Here is a 23,809-nt window from a genome sequence, read left to right as displayed (position 1 = left end):
ATGTCTTTAAAGAACTCCCGAAATTCAGTCGGAATTCGACCTCCAGCATTCCGGCGGAATATCTTTCGCCTCAAGTCTCCGGCATGGTTCGCCATTGCCGGAGCACTTGCGGCTGCGTCAGCCACGCCTCTACTCGTAATCATGAGCTATCTTTTTTCTCCACAGCAGGAAATATGGTCGCACTTGACTGAAAACGTGCTCGGCGGACTTATATTTAATACCGCGGTACTGTTGGCCTGCATTTTGCCCCTTACAGCTATAGCCGGAGTGGGACTTGGTTGGCTCACCGGAGCTTGTGATTTTCCAGGCCGCAAATTTTTCTCATGGGCGTTGGTTCTGCCCTTTGCCATTCCTCCTTATGTGTTTGCTTTTGTTTACCTTGGAATTTTCGATTTCACAGGCCCAGTACAGTCTCTCATAAGAAACATATTTCCTTCAGCTGAATTTATAGATATCCGCAACGGATTCGGGGTCTCGACAATCCTCTCTCTTGCCTTCTACCCATATGTATATCTCATGAGTCGTAGCGCCTTCATGACTCAAGGACGCACTGCCCTTGAAGCAGCCCGCACGCTGGGTCATTCACCGGCAAAAGCATTTTTTAAAGTAGCGCTACCAATGGCCCGTCCTTTTATAGCAGCCGGACTTGTGCTGGTCTGCATGGAAACTCTTGCTGATTTCGGTGCGGTTTCGATCTTCAACTACGACACTTTCACCACAGCCATTTATAAAGCGTGGTTCGGTATGTTTTCCCTTGCAAGTGCAGCACAGCTTTCTTCCGTATTAGGAATAATAGTTCTTGTCGCACTGGTTACCGAGCAGAAAATGCGCTCGCGCATGCGCTTCACAGAAGCAGGAAGACCAAACAACACTGAACGCCTAAAACTATCCGGCCCTTGGAAATGGGTCGCCTTTTCATCCTGTGCTTTAATGTTTTTTTTGGCCTTTGCTCTTCCATGTTTCAAACTGATTATGTGGGGACTTGAATCCATTGATTCAGATCTTTCCAGATATCTTGAATACGGATTAAATACTTTTTTACTTGGCCTTGTCGGAGCGACCTTAACTATCGCCGCTGCCCTTGCTCTTGCCTTTGTCAAAAGAAATGATGCCGGTCCACTTATGAACTGGGCCACACGCCTTGCTACGCTTGGCTATGCCTTGCCCGGAACAGTTCTGGCCGTAGGTATCTTTATTCCTGCAGCATGGTTGGATAATACTGTAGTCGGTGGGCTTAAAGAACTTGGATTTAATGCCACACCATTTATACAGGGCTCACTGGGTCTAATGATCGCGGCATACTGCATTCGTTTTCTTGCTGCCGGATTCGGTTCTGTGGACAGTGCAATACAGCGCATAACTCCATCCATAGGCGAAGCCGCCCGCACTCTTGGAGCAACAGGAACGGCTTTGCTGGGCCGCATATACATTCCTATGCTCAGAAAAGGATTACTTACCGGAGCCATTCTTGTTCTTGTAGACATCATGAAAGAAATGCCCATAACCCTGATGATGCGGCCTTTTGGCTGGGATACTCTTGCTGTCAAAATATATGAGTACACTTCCGAAGGAGAATGGGAGCTGGCGGCGACCCCAGCCGTAGCCCTAATACTTGTCGGGCTTATACCTGTGCTGCTGCTCACCAAACAGATGGATAAATAGGAGGCTACTATGCCGGAACTTCTTAAAGTTAACGAAATAGATAAATTTTATGATAATTTTCATGCAGTTAAAAATGTCAGTTTCACCCTCGAACAGGGAGAGATCGGCTGTCTGCTTGGCCCCAGCGGCTGCGGCAAAACAACACTTTTGCGCTCGATAGCCGGATTTGAAGATTTAGCAGCCGGTTCCATTTCAATCGCAGACAGACAAGTTGCTGGAAACAAAACTGTCCCACCGGAAAAACGCAGTATCGGCATGGTTTTTCAAGATTACGCACTCTTTCCTCATCTCACAGTGAAAGAAAATATTGCATTCGGAATAGATTCACTTTCGAAAAAGGAACAGGAAAACCGGATTGAAGAGTTGCTCCAAACGGTTGAACTGCTGGGAGAAGGAGATAAATATCCTCACGAACTATCCGGTGGACAGCAGCAACGTGTGGCTCTTGCCCGGGCTCTCGCTCCCGAACCTAAGCTCTTACTCATGGATGAACCATTTTCCAATCTTGATGTAGCTTTGCGCGAAACCCTTTCCACAGAGATCAGGAAAATCCTTAAGGATCGTTCTATAACAGCGCTGATGGTAACTCATAACCAGAATGAAGCCTTTGCCATGGCGGACAAAGTTGGGATACTTTCCAGCGGGACCATGCAGCAATGGGACACTCCGCACGCTGTTTATCATCGTCCTGTGAATCCAGTAGTGGCAAGTTTTGTGGGGGAAGGAATGTTCATTAAAGGTGAGGTTACTAGCCAAAGCACAGTAGAATGCGCCCTTGGAACGCTCAGCGGAGAACTTCCACAAGAGTACAGCCCAAATTCAAAAGTAAACCTGCTGATCAGACCTGAAGACGTAGTCCATCATGATAACAGTCCATACGAAGCTACAATTATATCCAAGACCTTCCGCGGCCCAACTATCCTTTATACACTTGAACTGGACAGTGGAGAACAAATTCTCTCACTTGTGCCAAGCCACCACCAGCATGCAATAGGTCAACGTATAGGAATATATCAAGAAGTAGAAGATCTGGTTGTATTTCCGGCGGATAGCTGTCTTTAAAGGAACAGCTATAATGAATCAAAGCAGTTTAAATATCTATCTATTATTTAAGCACTTTCTCTAAAGTACATAAACGATAGCTGGTACTACGCCCTTCTCCAACATTTTGCTCGAGAATTCCGCGCTCTTTTAAACTGCTTTGCGGTAATCATGCTAGCTATTCATTGCGCCAGATGCAGTAAATATGGATTTATTCGCCGCATACCATGCGATGAATAGAGGTTTTATTTGTCGCGATGCCAATAATGTGTATTAAAATTGAGATGATCAAAAACAAGCAATCTAGTGGTAAACTTATGACATAAGGTGTTAAATTTAATGCTGGGTCATAAATCTAAAAGATAAACCTCAGTATAACGCTTGACGTGATACTCTACGCGTTATACATTTGATTCATGATTAAGTCATTTAAGAATCGTGAAACAGAGAAGCTGTTTAAGCGTGAGTATTCGGGGATTATCCCTAATCAGCTAGCTAGAACGGCTTATAAGAAACTAATTCAAATTGATTCGGCTCATGATCTTAAAGACTTAAAAGTTCCTCCGGGCAATCGGCTTGAACTTTTGAAAGGCAATAGAGCCGGACAATATAGTATAAGAATTAATAATCAGTACCGAATTTGTTTTGTCTGGGACATGGACCACGCTTCACAGGTGGAAGTAACTGATTATCACAATTAGGGAGATAAATATGGCAGATTTTAGCCCAGTTCATCCCGGTGAAATTTTACTGGAAGAATTCATGGAACCATTAGGATTAAGCCGCAATAAGCTTGCTACGGCTCTTTGTGTTCCAGCGCAACGCGTCGGACAGGTGGTGAAGGGACAGAGAAGCATCACCGTAGATACAGCCATGCGATTAGCTAAGTTTTTTGGGACAACTCCGCAGTTTTGGTTAAATATTCAGCAGCGGTATGATCTTGAAGTTGCGAAGGATGATAAACTTGTTGTCCGAATTGATAGAGAAGTGCGGACATGTGAAGAGCTTCATTTGTGCGCTTGATTTTTTTGTAGTTGGAGAGAATAAAGCCGAGATTGTCCTTTTGGATAGCCCCGGCTTTTTAAATTTCAATCGACCATACAATCCTGCAAGGCAGCGGTAAAGTAACAGCGCTAGATGCCATGCTTCACGCTGAATCCGAATTTGAGAAATATCGCATCATTCAGGATAGGTTTTTTGTATCTGATTTTGATCGGTTGGTGGGAGATGTTGATAAAGACAACCGATAACTGGTACTCCGCCTGTAATTCTCGTAATTCGACGTGCGCACTTGGTTGAATTCGCGGACCGGATTGATCTGGAAGGTATGTATGCAGTATTTAACCTTGCAGTCCTTGCGTATTCATGCAAGGTCATTTTTTGCGACGCATTAAATCGCAATGGCAAGACTACAAGGTTAATTAAAATTTTTATATTAAAACTTACAGGAGTACATACATGACAAAAGCATCTGCACGCCATCTTTTGGTTAGTGATGAACAGACCTGTCTGGACCTGAAAAAACAAATTCAGGACGGCGCAGACTTTGGTGAACTGGCAAAAAAACACTCCAGCTGTCCTTCCGGTCAGCGCGGTGGCGATCTCGGTGAGTTCCGCCCCGGCCAGATGGTCCCGGAATTTGATACCGTTGTGTTCAATGAAGCCGTTGGCGAAGTTCATGGCCCCGTAAAAACACAGTTCGGTTACCACCTGCTGATCATCGATAGCCGCGAAGACTAAACAACTCTTCACCGTTATAACAAATAAAGCCCTGACTTAGTCGGGGCTTTATTCTTTTTTGAGTTACACACTCTCTTCAGCAAAAATATCCTCTATCCATTCACAGGACATCCCGGTCCCAGCAGCATCTGCAGAAGCAGGTTAGCTTTAATGGCGTTCCTGTCTCCAACCTCCGCAGGCCGCGCAGCTCTGCTTTGCCCGCACGGTCAACTTCAAGATCATCAAGATATTTAAGAAACAACATCCACGAAGTCTGTTCGGTATAATCAAGCTCTGAGGAGCATCCGGCTTCTTTCCAAAGTACATCGTCTATATTTTTAAATGTCTGCTAAAACATCAGTATTCTTATTGGTTTTGTCTTTATTTATAACAAGATAACAACAGTGTCTATAATATAAATCGTAATGTGACACACTGCCCCAAGAAGGTTTCGTACACATGTTGAGAAAGTGCAAGATTTAATGTTCGGGGAAATGAAATGCAGGGGTATGTTGTCTTATGGAGGTAGAGAGACTATATACAATTATATGAAGGCTATAAAAACGGCAGACGAACTAAAGCTATTAAACACCAATCTGAATATTACGGAGTGACCTGTGAGAAATGTGAATGTGTTTCAGATATCGGTGATAATGTTGTTTATCTTGTGTGCGGCAACTCCGCTTTTCGCAAAAGGGAATAAAGATACTCGGCCACCTCTGTATAGAGCCATCAACCAAAACGATTTCGCCAAGGCTAAAGCTGCCATTCAGCTCGGGGCAGATGTGAACGCCATCTATGACCGCGATTCCATGTTGTGCTGGGCTTTACGAAACGAGAATACAGATATTACAAAGCTGATCTTGCAGTCTCCCAGAGTGAACGTAAACCAGCGCAGTGTGAGTTATGACGCTTGGGGCGAATGGGAGCGCACGCCGCTCATCCTTGCATCGCACATGGGACAGGCGGAGATGGTCAGTATCTTGTTGCACAAAGGTGCCAAACCAAACGAGAAGGACCGGACGGACAGCACCCCTGAATCGCGGGGTAATACCGCACTCATAAAAGCCGCGCAACGGGACCATGCCGACGTAATCAGGGTGCTTGTCACCCAAGGGGCGGGGCTTAATATCCACGCGCGGACCAAAAACGGCCAAACGGCACTTTGGTTTATTTCCGAATGCGAGGACCTTGAGACGTTAAAGCTTCTGCACGAACATGGTGCGAAGATTAACATTGCGGACAATCAAGGTTCGTCCGTACTTGTAACTACGTTTCTTCACAAAAATCGTGAAGTGCTTGATTACCTCTTTGCCAACGGTGCGGACATCAATCATGTCAATCATAGTGGAATTACCCCGCTCATGGATGCCATTTTACTGCTTGGTGACGATAATGCAAAAACCGTGTTCAATTTCATACAAAATTTTCTGACCTTAAATCCGAAGTTAGACTTGCAGAAGATTGTAAATAACAATGGAGGATGTGCCGCACTGCATCTTACAGCACGTTTTGGCTTTGTGGATTGCGCTAATCTCCTGCTGAAAAATGGCGCTTCCATCAATTTAAAGAGTCTGGACACGGGTAGAACGCCGTTGCATGTAGCCGCAAGCGCGAGTCATATCGACATTGCAAAATGCCTGATCGAGCACAGCGCGAAACTTGACCTTGTAGATAAAACCGGGTCCACGCCGCTCATCGTCGCCGTGATTCATTCAGATGCGGACATGGTGAGTGTGCTCGTCAATGCTGGCGCGAATACTAATACGAAGTCGACCGTCAACATTCTTGTTACTCCGCTGATAAAAGCCGCTTCGAATCCTGATCCTTTCAAGCACAAAGCCAACCTTGCGATCATCAAGGCCCTCTTATCCGGCAAAGGCGACGTTGATTTTCAGGCCGGAAACGGAAACACCGCGCTTATGAGCGCAGCTCAGCAATCCAACACCTCGCAAGGGTATGAGCGGGCAGCTTTGTTGATCAGCAAAGGCGCAAAGCTCGACATTGTGAACAATAAGGACGAGACAGCGTTGATGCTTGCAGCTGGCGCGGGCAATAAAAAACTTGTCAAACTACTCTTGAACAAGGGCGCGGATGCCCAAATGAAGAATGGCGCTGGCGAAACAGTCATGAGCTACGCCAATCGTGCGGGCAACAAGGACAGCGCGAAGCTCCTCAAGTCACAGGGAATCAAACCGGAAACACCCATCGTCCGGGAAAGTGTAATCGTGGACGCGCTCATCGGTACATGGAAAGGCTTTCAGGACGGACTTCCGCAGGCCATCTACACCGTAGTGTTGAACAAGAACGGAAACTTCAATTTTAATTCGAAGTTAACGCCGGAAATTCTTAAGCAATTTCCCAAAGGCTCAATGAAAGCGACAATAGTCGCCCAGAAAGGAACGTATACGTTCAATGGCGACACTATGATCTGGAATCCTGAGGGGGCTCCGCCAACATCCATGAAGTGGAAACTTGTAAAAGGCATGTTGATCATCGACAACAAAATACGGTTGAACAAGGTTAAATAGGAAGCTCTGCTGCGCGCTAGAGATGAGGGAGACCTCACGCTACATTTCATTTCAAAAGCCTCGTTTCCAATTGGGAACGAGGCTTTTTTTTTGGCCTGATAAATCTAAACTCACAACTCATATTACTTCTTAAATTCAAAGGGCTTTTTACGTCTCTGAATTACCCTTTAAAAACAAAGCATTAGGATCAATGGCTAACTTTACGTGCATACCTTTGTTCTACAATTTTTCCACTTCTCTTAAAAACACCCGTTCCCGCTCGATGAGTTCCAATGGCTTATCCACCGGGGTCATGTGGGCGCTTCCCTGTATGATGTAATATTGGGGATTATTGGCAAATTCAGACTGCCATTTAGTGTAGGCTGGCGTACACAAATCGTCGCTTCCACAAGTCATAAGAATAGGAACATTCAACTTGGACAGTTGCGCGGTTACGTCAATCGTTTTTATATTTCCCAGTACATTCAATTCCGAACCACCGGCAACCATCGTATCGTGAATTGCAGAATTTCGTGCGGCAGCCAATTTCTTCATTGCCTCTGGTAATGGCCATGTATGCGTAACATGTTTCTTAGTGAACTCCATACAAGCTTCGTCGTAGTCGCTCTTTGTTCCTACTCCCCTCAACTCATAATCATCTATCACCTGTCCGCCTTTTCCATTTAGACAGCTCAAACCCTGCTTAAGTGCCGGGGCAACATCAGTGATATAATAAGGAAAGCTCAATATTGGGCTATGGAGAGAAATAGACAATATACCAGTGGGATGTTTGGCGGCAAATCCAACAGCTTGAGCGGTTCCCCATGAGTGACCAATCAAGTGATACTTCTTCAAGCCCAGACCATTCCGAACAGCTTTCACCTCATCAAAATATCGTTCAGCAGTCCACAAAGACGGATTATCCGGACGCTCTGATTTTCCGCATCCCAGTTGATCATAGAAAATTACAGGGCGTTCATCACTTAATTCTTGAAACGCTACGAGATTGTGATGATTACCGCCAGGGCCGCCGTGCAAAACCAATGCAGGTGGTGCGCTGCCGGAGCCAATTCTACCGTACCATAATTTATAGGCATGACCTTTATAAGTGTAATCAACAAAACCTTCGCTATCATAAGCAGGTTCAGTTAAAATTTTGTCTATGTATGCTTGTTCTTTATTCATAGTTTTTTCGCCTCGCGACACGCAACCGATCAGCATCACTATAATTAACGTACAAAACAGGCTCCAATATAAAAAACGCCTGCGGTTGATTATGTATATCGCAACCGCTCTACAAGGCCTCGTTTCCAATTAGAAACGAGGCTTTGTTTTATGAATATGATTTAAGCGTATTAGACTGGATCTTGGTTATTTATTACCACCGTTTCCATTGCCGCCACCATTGCCATTTCCTCCACCGTTGCCACCGCCGCTATTTCCGCGACCGCCGCTATTGCCACCAGCGCTATTTCCATTTCCGCCGCCACTACCGGCACCATTTCCATTACCGTTGCCCGGAGAATCGGCAGAACCGCTTTTCGCAGAGGATGATGCACGGCTTAGTCCGAGACTCTTATCATTTCCATTACCCTTTGCACCGGGAGTGCTGGCTGTCCCTGTTTCCAGATTACGGGAAGTAAGGCTGTTTTTGCCATAGGCATTGCCATTTTTAGTTCTCACAGTCTCAACAGCACCATATCTATTAGTATGACCCAGACCTAGAACAGAAGGATGCACTCCTAATTCACGAGCTATTTCACCCCATCCCATGCCTGCATCACGCATATCGGCAATGTCTGCCGAAGTAATTCCAGCAGCCGAGGCCGCTGCGGCATCAGCTGTTTCTTTTGCAGCTGTCAAAGCTTCCTCTGCTTCGGCTATGGCGTCGGTATCACCGAGTTCGACTGCGCTATCATAAGCAGTCTGCGCGTTGCTTAAGTCTTCTTCAGCCTGAGACAATTCATCAGAGCTTGTCCCTGCTGCGGCTGCTGCCAGCGCATCAGCTTTTTCGAGCTGTGAGGGACTTGTGAACCTAGATTCGATGGTATCCGTTTCTACGGTTTCAATAGAATCCGTAATTTCTATATCCTGAGCACGGACTGCTGTTGCTGACAATAGCAAGGAACTTAAGAAAGCGACTATAAAGTAATATTTTATAACTCTCATTTTCAATTCTCCTTAGAGAAGGATTATTTTACTTCTGTTATAAACAACACTGTTTCATCTATTGTTTTTAAACCTTCGGAGGTCTGAACTTCATCAGGAATATCAAACCAACTGAGAAGGATACGATTTGAATCTATATTGGCATGCCCCGCCTGAATCTGGCGACGTATTTCAATACTCCTCATCTTAGCCAACTCTTTGTCTCCTTTTACAAAGGATATTACGTTAATTTTGAGATCCTTATTGTTATCCATGATCGCGGCAATTACGGACGTGGAGGCCATGGATTTATAACTCATATCAGCTTTGCCTTGTTTGAACTCAGGAGTTTTTAATGTCAAAACTCGCTGTCCCAGAAGGTAATTGCGATAGGAGAAATCCCCCAATGCATTTAGTCGAAGAACTGCCCGCATCCCCCTGACACCGTCAGGATAATATTCCAGGTATTTTTTCCATTCTTCTGTCAGCTCCTTGCGTTCGCCAAGCTGCCACTTCGCTTCAGCTCTGTTAAAAAGAGCTTCCGGGTTGTATGGATCCTTTTTGATAACCTTGTCATAATAGGCTACAGCTTCGGTCCATTTAGACCTATCAAAATAACTGTGACCAAGGTAAAGGGTTGCTGAGGTATGATCAGGGTCAATTTCAATGACCTTCCTGTAAGACTTGAATTCATTTTCAAAGTCTGCCAAAGCCCAGTGATTAATTCCTAACCATAAGTTGTATTCCGCATTGTCCGGCTCAAGCTGGACAGCCTTTTTAAAGGCAGGAAGTGATTCTTGCGCTTTTCCGTCAGCCAAATAACATCTGCCTAGGAAATAAGCTGCATCAGAGTCTTGAGAATCTTCCCCTAATGATTTCTTCATTTCATCTATACAGCTGTTATATTTCCTGTTTTTAATGTAATATGAACCCGTCATATAGCTGGAGCAGGAACATAGCATAGCTAAGGTTAAGGCCATTGCTACAATCTTGACTGATTTCATTTAACGTCTCCATTAATGGTTTTGTGATGTAATGAGTACTCATAATAATATACGTTCAGATCTGCTTATAGGTCACATTAATTTGTTTATTTTCTATTTCTTTCTGTGAAACCCATTTTCACCATCAGGTCAGCTAGCGATCCTTCTTGCTTAAGAACTTCAATAACTGAAGTACAAAAATCAGAATCGGAAACATCTTTTAATCTGACCACAACGGCAACTCTTGAAATATTTTTCCAACTACCGTTCAGAGAGCCGCTCTCAAGTCCCGCATTGACTATCTTTTCTATCAGCTGCGGATCAAAATCGATTCGGGCCAATTCTCCGGCCATGGAAAAAGCCGTGCCGAGAGTTTCCGGTCCAAGGCTCAGTCCATATTTTTGGATACAATATTTTATAAATTCTGTGGACAAGCCTTCGTTGGCGGCGACTGTTCCGGAAATTACAAGAGGTTGTAATGCTGTTTCGCCATTTGCTGAAACAACCGTACGAATGAATAAAAAGTTGTCGTGCATGCGCCGTAAGGCTGCCACTATCAGAGGACCGCGAACTCGTTTACCCATCCCCTCATCTAGTTTTTCGAAAAACATATTCGCAGGATATCTCTGTTCACAAACATCAATCATAATATCAAGTATAGACTCGGCCTGTTCTGCACTGATTCTTGAGTCCAGAACAGCCGCAAGGAGCCTATTGACGGATTTCTCTCCATCGGTGCAAACAGAAACTCGCTCAACTGCATCTTCAAGTCCAACCGCATGGGAAAATTGAGGAGAAGCAAAGCAAAACAGTACTAGCAACAAGCAGGCATATAAGAAGTTGTTATATTTCATATTCGCTGCTCCGCACAAACTTTATTGAATTAACACTTCCAAAATCATCTTTTCTCGAAAAATCAGCTTGTGGATCTGGAACAACCTCAACTCCGTTAACAAGAAAAACATACTCATGATCACCGGGTGGCAAACTGGTTTCATATACCCAGAATCCTCTCTCTTTATCATAGCGCATGCTGGAAGATTCGGTTGACCAACCGTTAAAAGAGCCCATAACTGAAACATGCTTTATTGAACCTGAATGTGACGCAAATTCAAAGCGAACGGGAACAGAATGATCTTCAACCATATGCCCCGTGTCCGTCTTAGGTACTAAAAAGAAAACCAGCACGAGCAAAGCTGTTCCCAAAGCCATCCTTAAAGGTGTCAGCCGCAGGTTGAAGGGGGCATTAAGCCAACAAATAATTACTTTCCACAGCGGCTTATTAGCTTTATGAACCGAATCCATAACTGATCTAGAAAATGCGTGTGGGACTTTTCTTACTTCCATTTTTTTTAGTTCAGCAGCAAGTTTCAAGTCTTCTGCATTCAATTTTTCGTTATTATCAGTCATTTAGTTCCTCCAGTCTTTTCCTGACCATCGCCAGTCCTCTGTGAATACGCATCTTGGTTCCACTCAGACTTAATCCTGTTAGTTCCGCTATTTCTTTGAGGGACAGATCCTCTCTGAACCGCAAGAGAAGAGGCTCGGTATATCCTAAAGGGAGCGTTTCAATGAGTGCATACATTTTTTCAGCATCCCTCATATCTTCCATATCCTTAATTTCATTAGTCATATCAGGATAGTCAGCTATATTTTCCGGAATATAAAAAAGAGCATCAAATTTTTTCTTACTACGCAAACGGTCACGGGCAACATTCAGGCTGAGAGAATACAGCCACGAAAAAAAACGCCCGCCGTGAAATTTATTCAATTTTTTGAAAGCCTTGAGAAAAGCCTCTTGCGCAACATCTTTTGCCTCATTTTCTTCGCGGAAGATTCTAAACATCAGATTATAGATTGGAGATTGATATTTGAGCACAAGAATTTCAAAAACTTGAACGTCGCCGTTCAAGACTTTTTTTACCGCATAATTTTCACTCTCAATGCTCATGAATTCTGACACTTCCTTTTAATTTTAGTAATATCCTTTCTATATCTATAGACGTTAATAAAATATGATTGGTCACATTATTTCTAAAAGCAAATATTTATCAATAATATTTTATACAATATTGGTCCCAACATGCGAATCTTAATTATTGCAGCGCTCGGTCTGGTGTTGCTGACGGACGAAACCGCTTTCGGCAATCCAATGACGCCGACCGGGCTTTTTGTTTGGTTTGGACTATTGGGAATGACCACTATGGCTGCCGGCCGTGCAAACCGTATGGGACAGGCCAAACAACTTCTTGATTGTAGAGGTAAGCTTATACTACAATGTGTTATTGACAATGCTCTTCAATCCGATCTCGACAAGGTTATCGTTATTCTGGGTTCCTACCGTTCTGAAATATTAAAACGTATTGCTTTTAAAGAAGCTGAGACATTATATAACCCTGAATATGAATCCGGGCAAAGTAGTTCCGTGCTTTGCGGTATTAACCACTGCAAAGCTGATGAATCAGCTTTATTTTTACTGGGAGATCAGCCTTTTGTCGCTCAGGACATAATCAATCTGATTATTAAAAAACACAAATCCCAAAAACCTTTGGCCATAATCCCTACGTGTGAAAGGATTATGGGAAATCCGGTTCTCATCAACTCCAGCTTATATGCGGAATTAAAAAATCTGGAAGGCGACATCGGACCTCGAAAAATACTACGGAACAAAAGTGGTGTTTGCTTGCTCGATGTAAAAAATCAAAGCATTTTACAAGATATTGATACTCCTGAAGACTGGCAAAACTCTTGAAGAACAACATGTATGCAGAAGCAAAATATATGGAGAACTCACCGGACTGCCCACATCCGCCGCCGTGTCATTACAATCAATTCTTACTTTTTTCGAGCATAAACAGGGAGCATTTAAAGGAACTCCGCAATCAGCACAAAAAATTATATGGCTGAATCAAGCAGATATCACCGAAGACCTCGAAAATGCCCACAAAATAATTATAAATATGACTCAGTTCGATCCGCAATTAAAAAAAATTGTGGCAGGAACAACACTCTACTCTCCATCAGTTTTTGAGATTCACTCATTTTGTTGATTTATCATTAAATCAGATCACTATTATGCAAAAATATAATATCTTCATTGCCAGTATTTATATAATACAATAAAATTTAATCAATTACTTTAACTTGAACAACAAATGGATCATCATGCGTAAAAATTTCACTGTGATTAAATTTTTGGCACTTTTTATTATAATTTGCATGGGCGGCTGCTCCACTCGCACAATAACTCCCCCCGCACCGATGTCTGCTTTCACCCCAGCCCTTGGAACGTTTAACGTTAAAGTTGTTCTTTTTCAGTTAAAAGGAAACGGCAACCCGGAACTAGTAAAAACCGGCGTTCTCCCTATTGTACAAAATGCAATTAAAACTTTAGCCGGTATGGGCTACAAATATCAGCCGTATGGCGAAGTGGATTATCTAATTGAGGCTCGCGTCGGTTCTATTTCACCCAAGATGCTTGCTCACAGAGCCTCACAACAAGTCGGATTTTCAAATGAATTATCTTACGGACCTTCATTTAGGAATTACCCAGTAGTCGTCAATAAATGGTCTCCTAGAATTGAACGTGTAAAAAATAGTCCTAACGCATGCTATTTGGCCGTGGAACTTCTCATAAAACAAAACCAAACTCATCAGAATGCTGTGATATATTCCGGAATTCCGGAACCTATCGAAGTTCCATACGAACTGGGATGCCCTTTTGCTCAGTGCGGTCAAGGTGTAAACATGGGACTTACTGACTACTTGCAGAAACTTTTTACTCTCCCTGCTGAAAAATAATCAGCATCAGCTATTCCCTTTGATTTTAGCAAAAACGAAAAGGCCTAGTTCTCGTAATTGATAACTAGGCCTTTTTATCTTTCCTAACGGAGCTAAAATATGAAAAAATTTATTATATTTGCAACATTGCTGACAATTCCCGGCGGCTGTTCCTCGTGGCATAACCACAACATGACTGACCCGGAGATGGCAAAAAAAAGGTATAATGAAGACAGGACATTTTGTACTAAAAGAACCGCACAGCAACACCCTATCGGACCAAAGAATGACAATGGATCTAGAATGTTAACAAGTAATCGTGTTAAATTTTCAGACAACCACAAAGCAATGGGCACTTATAATGATTGTATGAAGTCTCGAGGCAGGGTGAAGAAATAAGTCTTTCGGCATGTAAACGACGAGACGATTTTTCATTTCAAATAGTCACTGGGAAACTGGGAAGACTGGAAGAATCGTTCAAGACTCGTAAGCCAGGGGACCTGCCAACGATGTCTTTATCCTAAAAGCAGAGCGGGAAGGCTCTCTCGAACACGCTGATTTCCGCAAAATTTGGCATAAGCACCTCTCCGAAGCAGTCGAAAAACTTAAAACGGAATAGACTGATGTCCGGATCGTCGACTTTAATCGAGCTGGACAAACAGCTCGATTAAAGTGCATATAATAAGAGAATCTGTATATTATCTGGAGGGCAGGCAAATCCCCCGTCCACCAATAACGATGGAGACGAATCTATGAAGACTCTTATCGCCTTATTCTTATCTATGCTGTTGCCGATCGTAGCGTTTGCCGGTGCCCCCACTCCTGACTGCTGCACCCCGGATTATAACCAGACCGTATTGGACGGCTATCGCAAGCTGAAAGTTCAGAGTTCGGTCTATCAAACCCTGCCGCCTAAAGGTAAAGGACTCCGACTGGGCATTTATCAAGCTCAAGCCGACTACGGCCACGGCGCAAGTCTCAAGAACATGAATCGCTTGGAAAAGGTTGCACAGATGGCTAAAAATCAAGGAGTTCAGCTTCTGGCTTTTCCGGAACTCTACGTGACCGGTTACACTCTGAGCCCTGATGAAGCAAAAAAGGTGGCAGAATTTTCTGACGGTCCCAGCATCACCCGAGCCAAAAAAATCGCCGCCAAGTTGAATATGGCGATGCTCGTCCCATACGCCGAGAAGGTCAAAACCAAAAACGGATTTCTATATTTCGATTCAATCGCCGTTATCAATGAAAAAGGCGAATTAGCGACCAGTTACAAAAAAACGCACCTATACGGACAGCAGGAACGTGATAACTGGTCCTTCGGCAGTGAACCTCCGCCAGTGTTCAAAACCTTCGGTTTTCCCGTAGGCGTCCTGAATTGCTATGAAAATGAATTCCCGGAACTCTCACGAATCCTTGCTCTCAATGGCGCCAAACTCATTGTCGGGCCTACTGCTGCGGATTGCTACTACAGACTGCCCAACGGCAAACGAAGTGCTGTCCCCTACCCCGACATTTCCACCGTGATGCTTCCCGCATATGCTTACGCAAACAACGTATTTTTCGCTTACGCCAATCGCGCTGGTTATGAAAAACGCGGAAATGATGAATGGCATTATCGCGGCAACAGCATCATCATCAGTCCCCACGGAGATGTGATCATCGGAGCGGGACACCAGCAGGACACCCTGTTGATATCGGATTGCATCCCGGAATACTACGGCATGACCCACCCCGCACCCAAGTATAATTACCTCAGGGACAGACGCCCGGATTTATACGCGCCGCTCACAGCCCCTAAAGCCAATCTGCCCGGGGGCTGGACATACCCCACATTTAAAGACGGAAAAGAAATCGGTCGCGAACAATAAGGAAGAATTACAATATTAAATACCCCCTTGCTTTTTATAAGAATTGCAAGGGGGTATCTTTTTTTTGGAAGGGATTCATAGTTCTTTTAACATCCAGACATCACAGCCTCCATGAATGGTACCATCAAGAGGTTCCTTCAAGTGTGTGAAACCAAGGTTTTCATAAAGTACTATTGCTGATTTCATACAGGAAAGTGTGTCTAAATAACATTGCTTATAGCCTTTGGAACGAGCAAAACTTAAACACCGAAGTGTCAAATCTTTACCAAGACCTAAACCGCGGCTTTCCGGCAGTAAAAATAATTTGCGTAATTCACACACATCGGAACTATTGTTAAATGGTGCAATTCCACTGCCTCCCACAACAGTTCCCTCAATGGTCGCAACTAAATAAACACTTTTGTTCTCATCCTTATAATACTTGCTCATTGAGGATACTTCTGGATCTGAAGGACCAAAACCATCACCAATGGCGCCATACTCTGCACCAACTTTTTTGATGATTCGGCAAACATCACTATCATGAACTTCTTGAATTTCTTCAATAATATATTTCATTAATTAAATGCCCCCTATATAAAATAAAATACGTTACACGCAGCATATAATTATTAAGAAACAGCATAATATCTATTTTGTAAAGTCTCTCCTTTAAACTTCTATTCCTTACGCCACCAAATTACACTCATCTTACCCGGTTCATTATAAACACCCTCGTCGGAATGTCGTTCGATATGATCATTAATCAATTTGATATCGTTCTCAGTGGGAACCCGCTGTTTAGTTAACACTTTGGTGAGCATACTGTATGCTGAATCAACAGACCTTCTCATGATGTAATCAAAGGATTTTATTTCAGGCTTTCGATCTAACACCTTAAGGCCGTTATAAAGACCTTCTACCCTGTCAAATGAGCTTGAAACAACACCTAATTCTTTCTGTAATTTTGCACTTTCTGAATTACGGTTGAGCGCAGTATCGCAAATGCAGCACCATTCGCTGCTCCCGTTCTCCATCATCGATGCAATCTCGGCTATCTCAGGAAACTGCCATGAAGCATGACATAAAAGGCTCAACCCGTGATCTGCTGACTGGACACCTTCTGCATACTCCTGCCCGGTCATAAGTTTCACCTCAATATTATCAACTCCAGCCGCTTTGGAGTTCTTCGCCAACCTTGCAGCCATTTCCTGAGCAGGTTCAATACCGGTTACTTTCAAAGCTTTTCGTGCAAGCGGAATTGTGACGGCCCCGACACCGGACGCAATTTCAAGCACGGATAAGTCCGGCCTGACAACTTCATTCTCTTCCAATATCTTTACAATTTCATATCCATAAGAAAATTCTGATGTGCAGATAAAGTCGTCATAGTCATCGGCACGACCATTCCAGTAATCAACACTACTGATTTCATTCATTTGGCTCATATTTTCACGCCACTCTTTAACCCAGTCGACATCCTGTAACTTGACTTCGTTCATTGGTTCTTGCTCCCTTTAATTAAGTATATAAAAATAAAGACTTATTACTTGATAAATTTTATTAATTTAAATATCGTGCCACTGTCAAAGCAATTTTTTAAGGAGATAGCCCAGATGAAATGTATTAATTTAAAATCAATTTTACTTACAGCTCTACTAATCTTAATTGCCGCATCGGCGTATGCTGATGGAGGAACGCTTAGAGTCGGTTCTCCGTGGGGCCCCAAAACATTGGATGTCCACAAGTCCGGCTACGTTTTCCAAAGAATAGGCATAACTGAATCTATGTTAGGGGTGGACTTCAATCTTAAATTCACACCGCTTCTAGCTGAAAAATGGTCTATTTCTGACGACAAGCTGACATGGACATTCAATCTAAGAAAAGGTGTAAAATTTCACGATGGAACACTTTTAACAGCTTCAATAATGGTGGATAATCTGAAGAGGCTCATGAAAGTCGGATCTCTTTTGAAATCTATCCCCATTGAATCAATTACAGCTGAAAATGAACTTGTATTAAAAATCAAAACATCCAAACCGTTTGCTCCGCTCCCTGCATATCTTTCTAAAGGTGAAGCATCTGCATTGGCCCCCTCTTCTTTTGATGCAAACGGAAAAGTGATCAAACCTATCGGCACCGGACCGTTTGCTTTTGAATCATGCAAACTCAAAGATTACATGACAACCAAAAGGTTTGACGAATACTGGGGACCGCTGAAAGCAAAGGTTGATAAGGTAATTTACAAAGGTATTCCGGATGCAATGACCCGCACAGCCATGATGAAATCAGGAGAGCTTGATATTGCACAAATTATGCCTCCTGAGGCAATTGAATCTCTCAAGAGCTACGGCAAAAAGATCCTGACCAAGCCTATCGGACGCACACGCATTGTCGGATTCAACCTTGAAAAGGGTCCCTTCACAGATAAAAAAGTAAGACTCGCGGTAAACTATGCCATCAACCGTCAAGACCTTGTTGATTACGTGCTAGAAGGCATCGGAGAACCGGCAATTTCATTGTTTCCTCCGGTAATTTTCTGGGCAAACACGAAGCTTAAAGGTTTCCCATATTCACCGGAAAAAGCGAAAGAGCTTCTTGCAGAAGCAGGTTGGAAAGATACCGACGGAGACGGAATACTCGATAAAAACGGAATTCCATTCGAAGTTAAACTTGTCACCTACACTGAAAGGGCAACTCTTCCTCCAACTGCGGAAGTAATGCAGAGCCAGCTTCAGAAAGTCGGTATCAAGACTAATCTTGTTGTTGTACAATCGGATGCAGCCAAAAAGATTCGTGATAGTGGCGAATTCGGAATGTTCCTTGTAGGACGCAATCTGTTTTTTGTTTCAGACCCTGATTACAATCTCAATGCCGACTACTTCTCCACTCTCACAGTAAATCCGGGATGGGGTGCATATCATTACAACAACCCTGAAGTTGATAAACTTTTAAATCAGGGACGCCACGAATTTGATACTGACAAACGCAAAAAGATCTATGACAAGATTCAGACTATCCTACTTGAAGATGCTCCAATGGCATATCTGAATTACTATACCAATATAGATGCAGTAGGACCTAATGTTAAAGGATATGTTATGCATCCTGTTGAGCAGTGCTTTCATCTTGAAAGAATTGAACTGAATTAGACAGTAGCTCTGTGTTTATTTTTAAATCAGCTATTCTTAGAGTTGCGACGTTGATTCCCGTACTTTTCGGGGTCAGCGTCGCAGCCTTCCTGTCTCTGGCAATGTTTCCAGGCGACCCTGCTGAAATTGCACTCGTCCATTTGATGGAAACAGAATCCCCGCCTCAAGAAGCTGTTATGCAAATGAGGGAGGAATTGGGTTACAACAGCTCCATTACTGTCCAGTATGTCTGCTGGCTGGGACGAGCATTAAAAGGGGATCTTGGATACTCAATTCAATCAGGGCAGGCGGTTACAACCGAAGTAGCACAGGCAATAATCCCTTCACTGCTCCTTGCTTCCACCGCAATACTGCTTACAGCATTGATCGCCATTCCACTGGGAACGGCGGCGGCAGTGCATGCCGGAAAAACAATAGATAAAATCGCGCTGGGAGTTTCGCTTGTATTATCGTCAATACCTGATTTTTTTCTTGCTGTGATTTTTATCTTTATATTTTCACTACACCTACACCTTGTTCCCGTTGCAGGATACGGGCACTGGTATAACCTTATACTTCCGGCGGCCTCGCTGGCCCTGATCAACTCTTCTATTACAGCCCGCCTGATGCGAACCTCAATGCTGCAAAGTCTGCGGGGTAAATATATTCTAACAGCAAGAGCAAAAGGTTTAAGTGAAACTGCAATCATCGGCCGACACGCACTGAAAAATGCATTTCCGCCAGTACTGCATTACATGGGGGCTCAGGCCGGACATATGGTCGGGGGAGCTGTCGTTGTTGAATCAATATTTCTCTGGCCCGGTCTGGGACGGCTGCTTGTAGAATCGGTTCGTTCCCGCGATATATTCGTAGTGCAAGGCTGCATTCTTACCATCGGAACTGCTTACGTACTGATCATAATTATCACGGATCTTTTAAACCTGTTACTGGACCCAAGAATTGAAGGAACTGCCAATGTTTAAGCCTCGCTTCATCAGCAAGTCATTCATTCTAGGACTACTCATAATTTCAACAATCGTGGCAGCAGGTATTGCAGCACCTGAGATTGTTCCCAATAATCCATTGGAGCAAAATCTTAGGCATCGCCTGAAAGGACCGGACTCAACCTATCCCCTCGGAACCGACTATCTAGGCAGATGTGTAGCCAGCAGACTTATTTACGCTATTCGTCCTTCTATAGGACTTGCGTTGACAGTTACAATAATCACTTCACTGGTAGGAATGGCGGTAGGAGTAATAGCAGGATGTTTTCCAAGACTTGACGGGTTGATTATGCGCATAACCGATTGTTTCTTTGCCTTTCCGGGAATTGTCGCAGCACTATTGTGCATTGCTATTACAGGGCCGGGATTAACAGGACTCATACTGGCAATTTCTATCCCCGGATGGCCCAAATTCGCACGGGTTGCCCGCAGTATTACACGTACAGCCATGAACGGCCTCCATGTAGAAACAGTGCGGGCAATGGGAGCAGGAAGAATATATATCATAAGGACTTGCGTCCTTCCTGAGCTTTGGCCCCAGATAACTACAATTGCAACTATAGGTGTCAGTGGAAAAGTAACTGCCATAGCAGGCCTTGGATTTCTGGGGCTTGGCATACAGCCCCCCACACCGGAATGGGGAACAATGATGAGCAAGGGGCTCCCAACACTAGCAATAGCTCCTCACATCCCCCTTATCGCAGGACTCTGCCTTGCTGTTTCTGCAATGGGATTTACTCTGGCGGGTGAAGGGTTAAGGGATATGCTTGATCCGCATTGTTATAAGAAAGCTCTTTCGTCCCCTCAGCTGGAGGAAATCTAATGAAAAATCCTTCCCCGCTTCTTGAAATAAAGGATCTTTCAATAAAATTTCCATCGGAAGCAGGAGTTGTATCGGTTGTTGATGATTTTAATCTTTCTATCGGCAGGTTCGATCACTGCTGCCTGCTCGGCGAATCCGGTTGCGGCAAGACTGTAGCAGCCTTGTCTATACTGAACCTCCTGCCGTCATCAGCGGTTATCGAAGGGGAAGTACTGTTTAATAACAAAAACTTACTTGATCTCAAACCTGCCGAAATAAGACAGATCCGCGGCAAAGATATAGCCATAATATTTGAAACTCCGGCATCTTGTCTTAACCCGGTTATGAGTGTTGGAGACCAGATTTCTGAGGTAATCAAACGGCAGGGATTCACCAGAAAACAAGCACGTAATGCATCAGAAGAGCTACTCGCCAGAACTGGTGTTTCTGATCCCAAAAAACGGGCACGCCAATTTCCGCATCAGTTTTCGGGAGGTATGCTTCAACGCGTAATGATCGCGATGGCCCTCGCAGCCAAGCCCAAACTGCTGATTGCGGATGAACCTACTACAGCCCTTGATCCAACAGTGCAGATACAAATTATTGAGCTTATTCAAGATGTCGTAAACGAATTATCCTCATCACTGCTGCTCATTACTCATGATCTGGATGTTGCTTCGGAACTTTGTGGAAATGTTGCGGCAATGTACGCTGGACAGATTGTTGAAACAGGATCGTTGCACAAGGTGTTCAACTCTCCCCGCCATCCATACGTGCAAGCCTTGATGAAGACCTTTGATCATAACAGGTTCCGCCCCATCGGAGGCAGTCCTCCTCCGCTCACGTGTCCCCCCGAAGGATGCCGTTTTCACCCTCGCTGCCCTGAAGCTGAAAAATTGTGTTCAACCCAAAAGCCGCTAATGAAGAATGGTGTGCGATGTCCCAGATAGCTGAAGAAATACTTAGAGTGGAAGATATCGGAAAAAATTTTACAACAGGACTCATACGCCGAACTCAAAATCAAGCCCTGAAAGACGTTTCTTTTTCTCTATCACAAAACAAATGTCTAGCAATAATAGGGGAATCTGGATCAGGGAAAACAACCATCGGAAGAATTATTCTTGGTGCGGAAAAACCATCAAGCGGAACTGTGTATTGCAATGGAAAGAATATTTTCAGTAATAATAAAAAAACATTTTTTCGCAATGACACTCAAATGATCCCGCAAGATGCAACAGCAAGCTTGAATCCAGCTATGAAAGTACGAGACCTGCTGCTTGAGCCTTTTAAAATTTCCCGAACAATAAATGATAACCGGAATTTTCTAATTGAAAAATCACTGGCGACAGGCAAACTCACCCGCGACCTTCTGGACAGATACCCGCATGAGCTGTCGGGCGGACAACGCCAGCGAATAGCTATCGCCCGCACTCTTAGCCTTGATCCCTCATTGATTATTGCAGATGAGCCGGCAGCTTCTCTGGATCGATCAATACAAGCTCATGTTTTATCAATTCTTAAAAGAAAGGTTGAAGAAAATAACAAGTCACTTATTTTAATTACACATGATCTGAGATCGATGCGTCTCATGGCAGATTATGTGGCAGTGCTGTATTACGGGCATATCGTAGAGTATGGGACCGTTTCAGATATAATAGACACACCATACCATCCCTATACTAAAGCTCTGGTTTCATCCGTGCTGGGACTAAAGCCGGGTTCTGAAAGAATCAAATTAACGGGAGAATCACCAAGCCCCTCAACTCCTCCTTCTGGATGTCCGTTTCATCCTCGCTGCACAAATTCAGTTGAATCATGTACAAATGAACTTCCACCGCTTCGGGAAATAAATAAAGACCACAAGGTTAGATGCTGTTACTAACGCCTGAAACAAAAGTTAAACGGACCGGAAGAGTGAGCTTCCGGCCCGCTTAAGGGGTCGTGGGAAGTGAGGTTGGTCTTCCCTTATGCAGATTGCCGTTTTCCGATTTGACCTGCAGATGCCCAGAACCGGAGTACAGGTTACTCCGATTTTACAGGTGCAAGCGACTTAGGGATTGAGGAGGTTAGTCACTTGCTTTCAGTCAACGACACGCTATTTAATTAATCATTAAAAATAGAGATTACTAAACTCTTACCATACAATTCCAATTTTTAGAACTTAATTTTTTTTCTAAGGCATTGACTATCAAACATTCACTATTTTTTTGTTCATTAACAAAATTAATGCTGTTTTGAGGAGTCATAACAAATGCGGAAGTGGAAAGTGCGTCCGCTTGCATAACAGTGGGAGCGATGACTGAAACACTCAAGATCTGTGTGGGGGATACGGACGTACGCGGATCAACTACATGATGATGGAACCGGTCCGCATCAAAATAGACTTCATATCCACCGGAAGTAGCCACTGCCGCATCTTTAAGTTGAATTACAGCAGGGTAATTGCCCTTTTTAGCAGGATCTTCAATAGCGACGATCCAAGGTTGCCCCTTAGAACGCTCACCACCGGCACGAATGTCGCCACCTGCGTTAATCAGGTGATTGATCACACCGTTTGCAGACAAAATTTCAGAGGCACAATCAACAATAAACCCTTTACCAATGCCATCGAGAGTCACAGCCATGCCCTGCTTGTCGAAATAAATTTCTCTATTAGAAATTTTAAGTGCATCTGAATCTACAAGATCCAGAGCATCATCCAGATCGTTTCTAGTCAGATTTATCTGCCCTTTAGGATTGGCATGCTTGCTCAGCATTTCCACAACAGGAAGAACCGTGGCATCAAAAGCACCTTTAGAACAGCTGTTGAATGTCTGAGCTTTTTTCATAACGTAAAATAATTCAGGTGCCACATCAGTTAATCTGCCCGTTTCGTTAAGCACGGATACAGGTGTGCTGGACTGATGACGGTCAAACAATGCTGCAAGGCGGTCAATTTCAGCAAAAGCCTTGGCTGTAGCCTGTTCTGCCGCATCTTTTGATTCATGCAGAGCTGTAATGGCTACATAAGTTCCCATGAGAAAACGGGTTTCGCTGACTTTGTAACGTTTATCGCCTATACGCATGGCACTGGCGATGCGCATTGCTGCAGCAACCGGAGTGGACACAAATGCCGCTCCGATTCCAGTTGCAGCAAGGGTTTTCATAAATGAACGTCTGGAAAAACGATTTTTAGCCACGCT

The 23,809-nt window shown here is 43.9% G+C and carries 26 protein-coding genes; 16 read left to right on the top strand and 10 right to left on the bottom strand.

Annotated elements, in window-relative coordinates:
• From JEY82_RS03490 to JEY82_RS03470, 5 genes are all read left to right on the top strand, one after another.
• Window positions 1-1,662 carry an iron ABC transporter permease gene (locus tag JEY82_RS03490; RefSeq protein WP_304082582.1) on the top strand — a complete coding sequence of 554 codons (1,662 nt, stop codon included), beginning with the start codon at window positions 1-3 and terminating at the stop codon, window positions 1,660-1,662.
• Window positions 1,663-1,671: 9 nt separating this feature from the next.
• Complete coding sequence (locus JEY82_RS03485) at window positions 1,672-2,724, top strand: ABC transporter ATP-binding protein (protein ID WP_304082581.1); 1,053 nt, start codon at window positions 1,672-1,674, stop codon at window positions 2,722-2,724.
• Between the two features lie 395 nt (window positions 2,725-3,119).
• Entirely contained in the window at window positions 3,120-3,404 is a 285-nt protein-coding gene (locus JEY82_RS03480) for a type II toxin-antitoxin system RelE/ParE family toxin (RefSeq protein WP_304082579.1), read from the top strand.
• A gap of 10 nt (window positions 3,405-3,414) precedes the next feature.
• Window positions 3,415-3,726, top strand: coding sequence for a HigA family addiction module antitoxin (locus JEY82_RS03475; RefSeq protein WP_031483976.1), 312 nt, complete (start codon window positions 3,415-3,417; stop codon window positions 3,724-3,726).
• A gap of 435 nt (window positions 3,727-4,161) precedes the next feature.
• Window positions 4,162-4,443, top strand: coding sequence for a peptidylprolyl isomerase (locus tag JEY82_RS03470; protein ID WP_027722859.1), 282 nt, complete (start codon window positions 4,162-4,164; stop codon window positions 4,441-4,443).
• Between the two features lie 100 nt (window positions 4,444-4,543).
• Here JEY82_RS03470 and JEY82_RS03465 read toward each other — a convergent pair whose 3' ends face one another.
• A complete protein-coding gene (locus JEY82_RS03465; protein ID WP_304082681.1) occupies window positions 4,544-4,756 on the bottom strand; it encodes a type I restriction-modification system subunit M N-terminal domain-containing protein in 213 nt (70 codons plus the stop codon).
• Window positions 4,757-5,039: 283 nt separating this feature from the next.
• Between JEY82_RS03465 and JEY82_RS03460 the strand changes: the two genes are divergently transcribed.
• On the top strand, window positions 5,040-6,953 hold the full coding sequence (locus JEY82_RS03460; protein ID WP_304082574.1) for an ankyrin repeat domain-containing protein: 1,914 nt from the start codon (window positions 5,040-5,042) through the stop codon (window positions 6,951-6,953).
• Window positions 6,954-7,172: 219 nt separating this feature from the next.
• On the opposite strand, the gene JEY82_RS03455 is transcribed toward JEY82_RS03460, so the two are convergent.
• From JEY82_RS03455 to JEY82_RS03430, 6 genes are all read right to left on the bottom strand, one after another.
• Window positions 7,173-8,117 (bottom strand): proline iminopeptidase-family hydrolase, encoded by a 945-nt coding sequence (locus tag JEY82_RS03455; protein WP_304082572.1) that lies wholly within the window; start codon window positions 8,115-8,117, stop codon window positions 7,173-7,175.
• Between the two features lie 186 nt (window positions 8,118-8,303).
• Window positions 8,304-9,101: a helix-turn-helix domain-containing protein gene (locus JEY82_RS03450; protein ID WP_304082570.1), complete on the bottom strand. Its 798-nt coding sequence runs from the start codon at window positions 9,099-9,101 to the stop codon at window positions 8,304-8,306.
• Between the two features lie 23 nt (window positions 9,102-9,124).
• Window positions 9,125-10,084 carry a tetratricopeptide repeat protein gene (locus tag JEY82_RS03445; protein ID WP_304082568.1) on the bottom strand — a complete coding sequence of 320 codons (960 nt, stop codon included), beginning with the start codon at window positions 10,082-10,084 and terminating at the stop codon, window positions 9,125-9,127.
• Window positions 10,085-10,170: 86 nt separating this feature from the next.
• Window positions 10,171-10,917, bottom strand: coding sequence for a hypothetical protein (locus JEY82_RS03440; RefSeq protein WP_304082566.1), 747 nt, complete (start codon window positions 10,915-10,917; stop codon window positions 10,171-10,173).
• On the bottom strand, window positions 10,907-11,473 hold the full coding sequence (locus JEY82_RS03435; protein WP_304082565.1) for a hypothetical protein: 567 nt from the start codon (window positions 11,471-11,473) through the stop codon (window positions 10,907-10,909). The genes JEY82_RS03440 and JEY82_RS03435 overlap by 11 nt, the downstream gene beginning before the upstream one ends.
• A complete protein-coding gene (locus JEY82_RS03430) occupies window positions 11,466-12,014 on the bottom strand; it encodes an RNA polymerase sigma factor (protein ID WP_304082563.1) in 549 nt (182 codons plus the stop codon). Before JEY82_RS03430 ends, JEY82_RS03435 begins: the two co-directional genes overlap by 8 nt.
• Before the next feature lie 132 nt (window positions 12,015-12,146).
• Between JEY82_RS03430 and JEY82_RS03425 the strand changes: the two genes are divergently transcribed.
• From JEY82_RS03425 to JEY82_RS03405, 5 genes are all read left to right on the top strand, one after another.
• Window positions 12,147-12,815: a nucleotidyltransferase family protein gene (locus JEY82_RS03425; RefSeq protein WP_304082561.1), complete on the top strand. Its 669-nt coding sequence runs from the start codon at window positions 12,147-12,149 to the stop codon at window positions 12,813-12,815.
• Window positions 12,784-13,113 (top strand): hypothetical protein, encoded by a 330-nt coding sequence (locus JEY82_RS03420; RefSeq protein ID WP_304082559.1) that lies wholly within the window; start codon window positions 12,784-12,786, stop codon window positions 13,111-13,113. The genes JEY82_RS03425 and JEY82_RS03420 overlap by 32 nt, the downstream gene beginning before the upstream one ends.
• Window positions 13,114-13,228: 115 nt before the next feature.
• On the top strand, window positions 13,229-13,864 hold the full coding sequence (locus JEY82_RS03415; protein ID WP_304082557.1) for a hypothetical protein: 636 nt from the start codon (window positions 13,229-13,231) through the stop codon (window positions 13,862-13,864).
• 99 nt (window positions 13,865-13,963) lie between these two features.
• The gene (locus JEY82_RS03410; RefSeq protein ID WP_304082555.1) at window positions 13,964-14,242 is read left to right on the top strand and encodes a hypothetical protein; all 279 of its coding nucleotides are present in this window, start codon (window positions 13,964-13,966) and stop codon (window positions 14,240-14,242) included.
• Window positions 14,243-14,595: 353 nt separating this feature from the next.
• On the top strand, window positions 14,596-15,711 hold the full coding sequence (locus JEY82_RS03405) for a carbon-nitrogen hydrolase family protein (RefSeq protein ID WP_369681147.1): 1,116 nt from the start codon (window positions 14,596-14,598) through the stop codon (window positions 15,709-15,711).
• A 75-nt stretch (window positions 15,712-15,786) separates the two neighbouring features.
• Here JEY82_RS03405 and JEY82_RS03400 read toward each other — a convergent pair whose 3' ends face one another.
• Both JEY82_RS03400 and JEY82_RS03395 read right to left on the bottom strand, forming a co-directional pair.
• The gene (locus JEY82_RS03400; RefSeq protein ID WP_304082553.1) at window positions 15,787-16,269 is read right to left on the bottom strand and encodes a GNAT family N-acetyltransferase; all 483 of its coding nucleotides are present in this window, start codon (window positions 16,267-16,269) and stop codon (window positions 15,787-15,789) included.
• Window positions 16,270-16,370: 101 nt separating this feature from the next.
• Window positions 16,371-17,192 carry a class I SAM-dependent methyltransferase gene (locus tag JEY82_RS03395; RefSeq protein ID WP_304082551.1) on the bottom strand — a complete coding sequence of 274 codons (822 nt, stop codon included), beginning with the start codon at window positions 17,190-17,192 and terminating at the stop codon, window positions 16,371-16,373.
• A 114-nt stretch (window positions 17,193-17,306) separates the two neighbouring features.
• Between JEY82_RS03395 and JEY82_RS03390 the strand changes: the two genes are divergently transcribed.
• The 5 genes from JEY82_RS03390 to JEY82_RS03370 are packed head-to-tail and all read left to right on the top strand — an operon-like array spanning window position 17,307 to window position 22,509.
• Complete coding sequence (locus tag JEY82_RS03390; protein ID WP_304082549.1) at window positions 17,307-18,842, top strand: ABC transporter substrate-binding protein; 1,536 nt, start codon at window positions 17,307-17,309, stop codon at window positions 18,840-18,842.
• A gap of 11 nt (window positions 18,843-18,853) precedes the next feature.
• A complete protein-coding gene (locus JEY82_RS03385) occupies window positions 18,854-19,804 on the top strand; it encodes an ABC transporter permease (protein WP_304082547.1) in 951 nt (316 codons plus the stop codon).
• The gene (locus JEY82_RS03380; protein WP_304082545.1) at window positions 19,797-20,648 is read left to right on the top strand and encodes an ABC transporter permease; all 852 of its coding nucleotides are present in this window, start codon (window positions 19,797-19,799) and stop codon (window positions 20,646-20,648) included. Before JEY82_RS03385 ends, JEY82_RS03380 begins: the two co-directional genes overlap by 8 nt.
• Window positions 20,648-21,577, top strand: a complete 930-nt coding sequence (locus tag JEY82_RS03375; protein WP_304082543.1) for an ABC transporter ATP-binding protein — start codon at window positions 20,648-20,650, stop codon at window positions 21,575-21,577. Before JEY82_RS03380 ends, JEY82_RS03375 begins: the two co-directional genes overlap by 1 nt.
• Window positions 21,526-22,509: an ABC transporter ATP-binding protein gene (locus JEY82_RS03370; RefSeq protein ID WP_304082542.1), complete on the top strand. Its 984-nt coding sequence runs from the start codon at window positions 21,526-21,528 to the stop codon at window positions 22,507-22,509. The genes JEY82_RS03375 and JEY82_RS03370 overlap by 52 nt, the downstream gene beginning before the upstream one ends.
• Before the next feature lie 244 nt (window positions 22,510-22,753).
• Here the strand turns inward: JEY82_RS03370 and JEY82_RS03365 are convergent, their stop codons facing one another.
• Entirely contained in the window at window positions 22,754-23,806 is a 1,053-nt protein-coding gene (locus JEY82_RS03365; RefSeq protein WP_304082540.1) for an FAD:protein FMN transferase, read from the bottom strand.
• Between the last annotated feature and the right edge of the window lie 3 nt (window positions 23,807-23,809).

Origin of the sequence: Maridesulfovibrio ferrireducens (assembly GCF_016342405.1) — a bacterium.
GTDB lineage: Bacteria > Desulfobacterota > Desulfovibrionia > Desulfovibrionales > Desulfovibrionaceae > Maridesulfovibrio > Maridesulfovibrio ferrireducens_A.
This window is presented reverse-complemented; position numbering and strand designations above follow the sequence as displayed.

Bases quoted from the DNA above. Each gene is read 5' to 3' on its own strand.
- JEY82_RS03475 (WP_031483976.1), top strand. From the start codon at position 3,415: ATGGCAGATTTTAGCCCAGTTCATCCCGGTGAAATTTTACTGGAAGAA.
- JEY82_RS03440 (WP_304082566.1), bottom strand. From the start codon at position 10,917: ATGAAATATAACAACTTCTTATATGCCTGCTTGTTGCTAGTACTGTTT.
- JEY82_RS03415 (WP_304082557.1), top strand. From the start codon at position 13,229: ATGCGTAAAAATTTCACTGTGATTAAATTTTTGGCACTTTTTATTATA.
- JEY82_RS03400 (WP_304082553.1), bottom strand. From the start codon at position 16,269: ATGAAATATATTATTGAAGAAATTCAAGAAGTTCATGATAGTGATGTT.
- JEY82_RS03425 (WP_304082561.1), top strand. From the start codon at position 12,147: ATGCGAATCTTAATTATTGCAGCGCTCGGTCTGGTGTTGCTGACGGAC.
- JEY82_RS03470 (WP_027722859.1), top strand. From the start codon at position 4,162: ATGACAAAAGCATCTGCACGCCATCTTTTGGTTAGTGATGAACAGACC.
- JEY82_RS03395 (WP_304082551.1), bottom strand. From the start codon at position 17,192: ATGAACGAAGTCAAGTTACAGGATGTCGACTGGGTTAAAGAGTGGCGT.
- JEY82_RS03405 (WP_369681147.1), top strand. From the start codon at position 14,596: ATGAAGACTCTTATCGCCTTATTCTTATCTATGCTGTTGCCGATCGTA.
- JEY82_RS03435 (WP_304082565.1), bottom strand. From the start codon at position 11,473: ATGACTGATAATAACGAAAAATTGAATGCAGAAGACTTGAAACTTGCT.
- JEY82_RS03445 (WP_304082568.1), bottom strand. From the start codon at position 10,084: ATGAAATCAGTCAAGATTGTAGCAATGGCCTTAACCTTAGCTATGCTA.
- JEY82_RS03380 (WP_304082545.1), top strand. From the start codon at position 19,797: ATGTTTAAGCCTCGCTTCATCAGCAAGTCATTCATTCTAGGACTACTC.
- JEY82_RS03455 (WP_304082572.1), bottom strand. From the start codon at position 8,117: ATGAATAAAGAACAAGCATACATAGACAAAATTTTAACTGAACCTGCT.
- JEY82_RS03490 (WP_304082582.1), top strand. From the start codon at position 1: ATGTCTTTAAAGAACTCCCGAAATTCAGTCGGAATTCGACCTCCAGCA.
- JEY82_RS03450 (WP_304082570.1), bottom strand. From the start codon at position 9,101: ATGAGAGTTATAAAATATTACTTTATAGTCGCTTTCTTAAGTTCCTTG.
- JEY82_RS03430 (WP_304082563.1), bottom strand. From the start codon at position 12,014: ATGAGCATTGAGAGTGAAAATTATGCGGTAAAAAAAGTCTTGAACGGC.
- JEY82_RS03375 (WP_304082543.1), top strand. From the start codon at position 20,648: ATGAAAAATCCTTCCCCGCTTCTTGAAATAAAGGATCTTTCAATAAAA.
- JEY82_RS03390 (WP_304082549.1), top strand. From the start codon at position 17,307: ATGAAATGTATTAATTTAAAATCAATTTTACTTACAGCTCTACTAATC.
- JEY82_RS03410 (WP_304082555.1), top strand. From the start codon at position 13,964: ATGAAAAAATTTATTATATTTGCAACATTGCTGACAATTCCCGGCGGC.
- JEY82_RS03485 (WP_304082581.1), top strand. From the start codon at position 1,672: ATGCCGGAACTTCTTAAAGTTAACGAAATAGATAAATTTTATGATAAT.
- JEY82_RS03480 (WP_304082579.1), top strand. From the start codon at position 3,120: ATGATTAAGTCATTTAAGAATCGTGAAACAGAGAAGCTGTTTAAGCGT.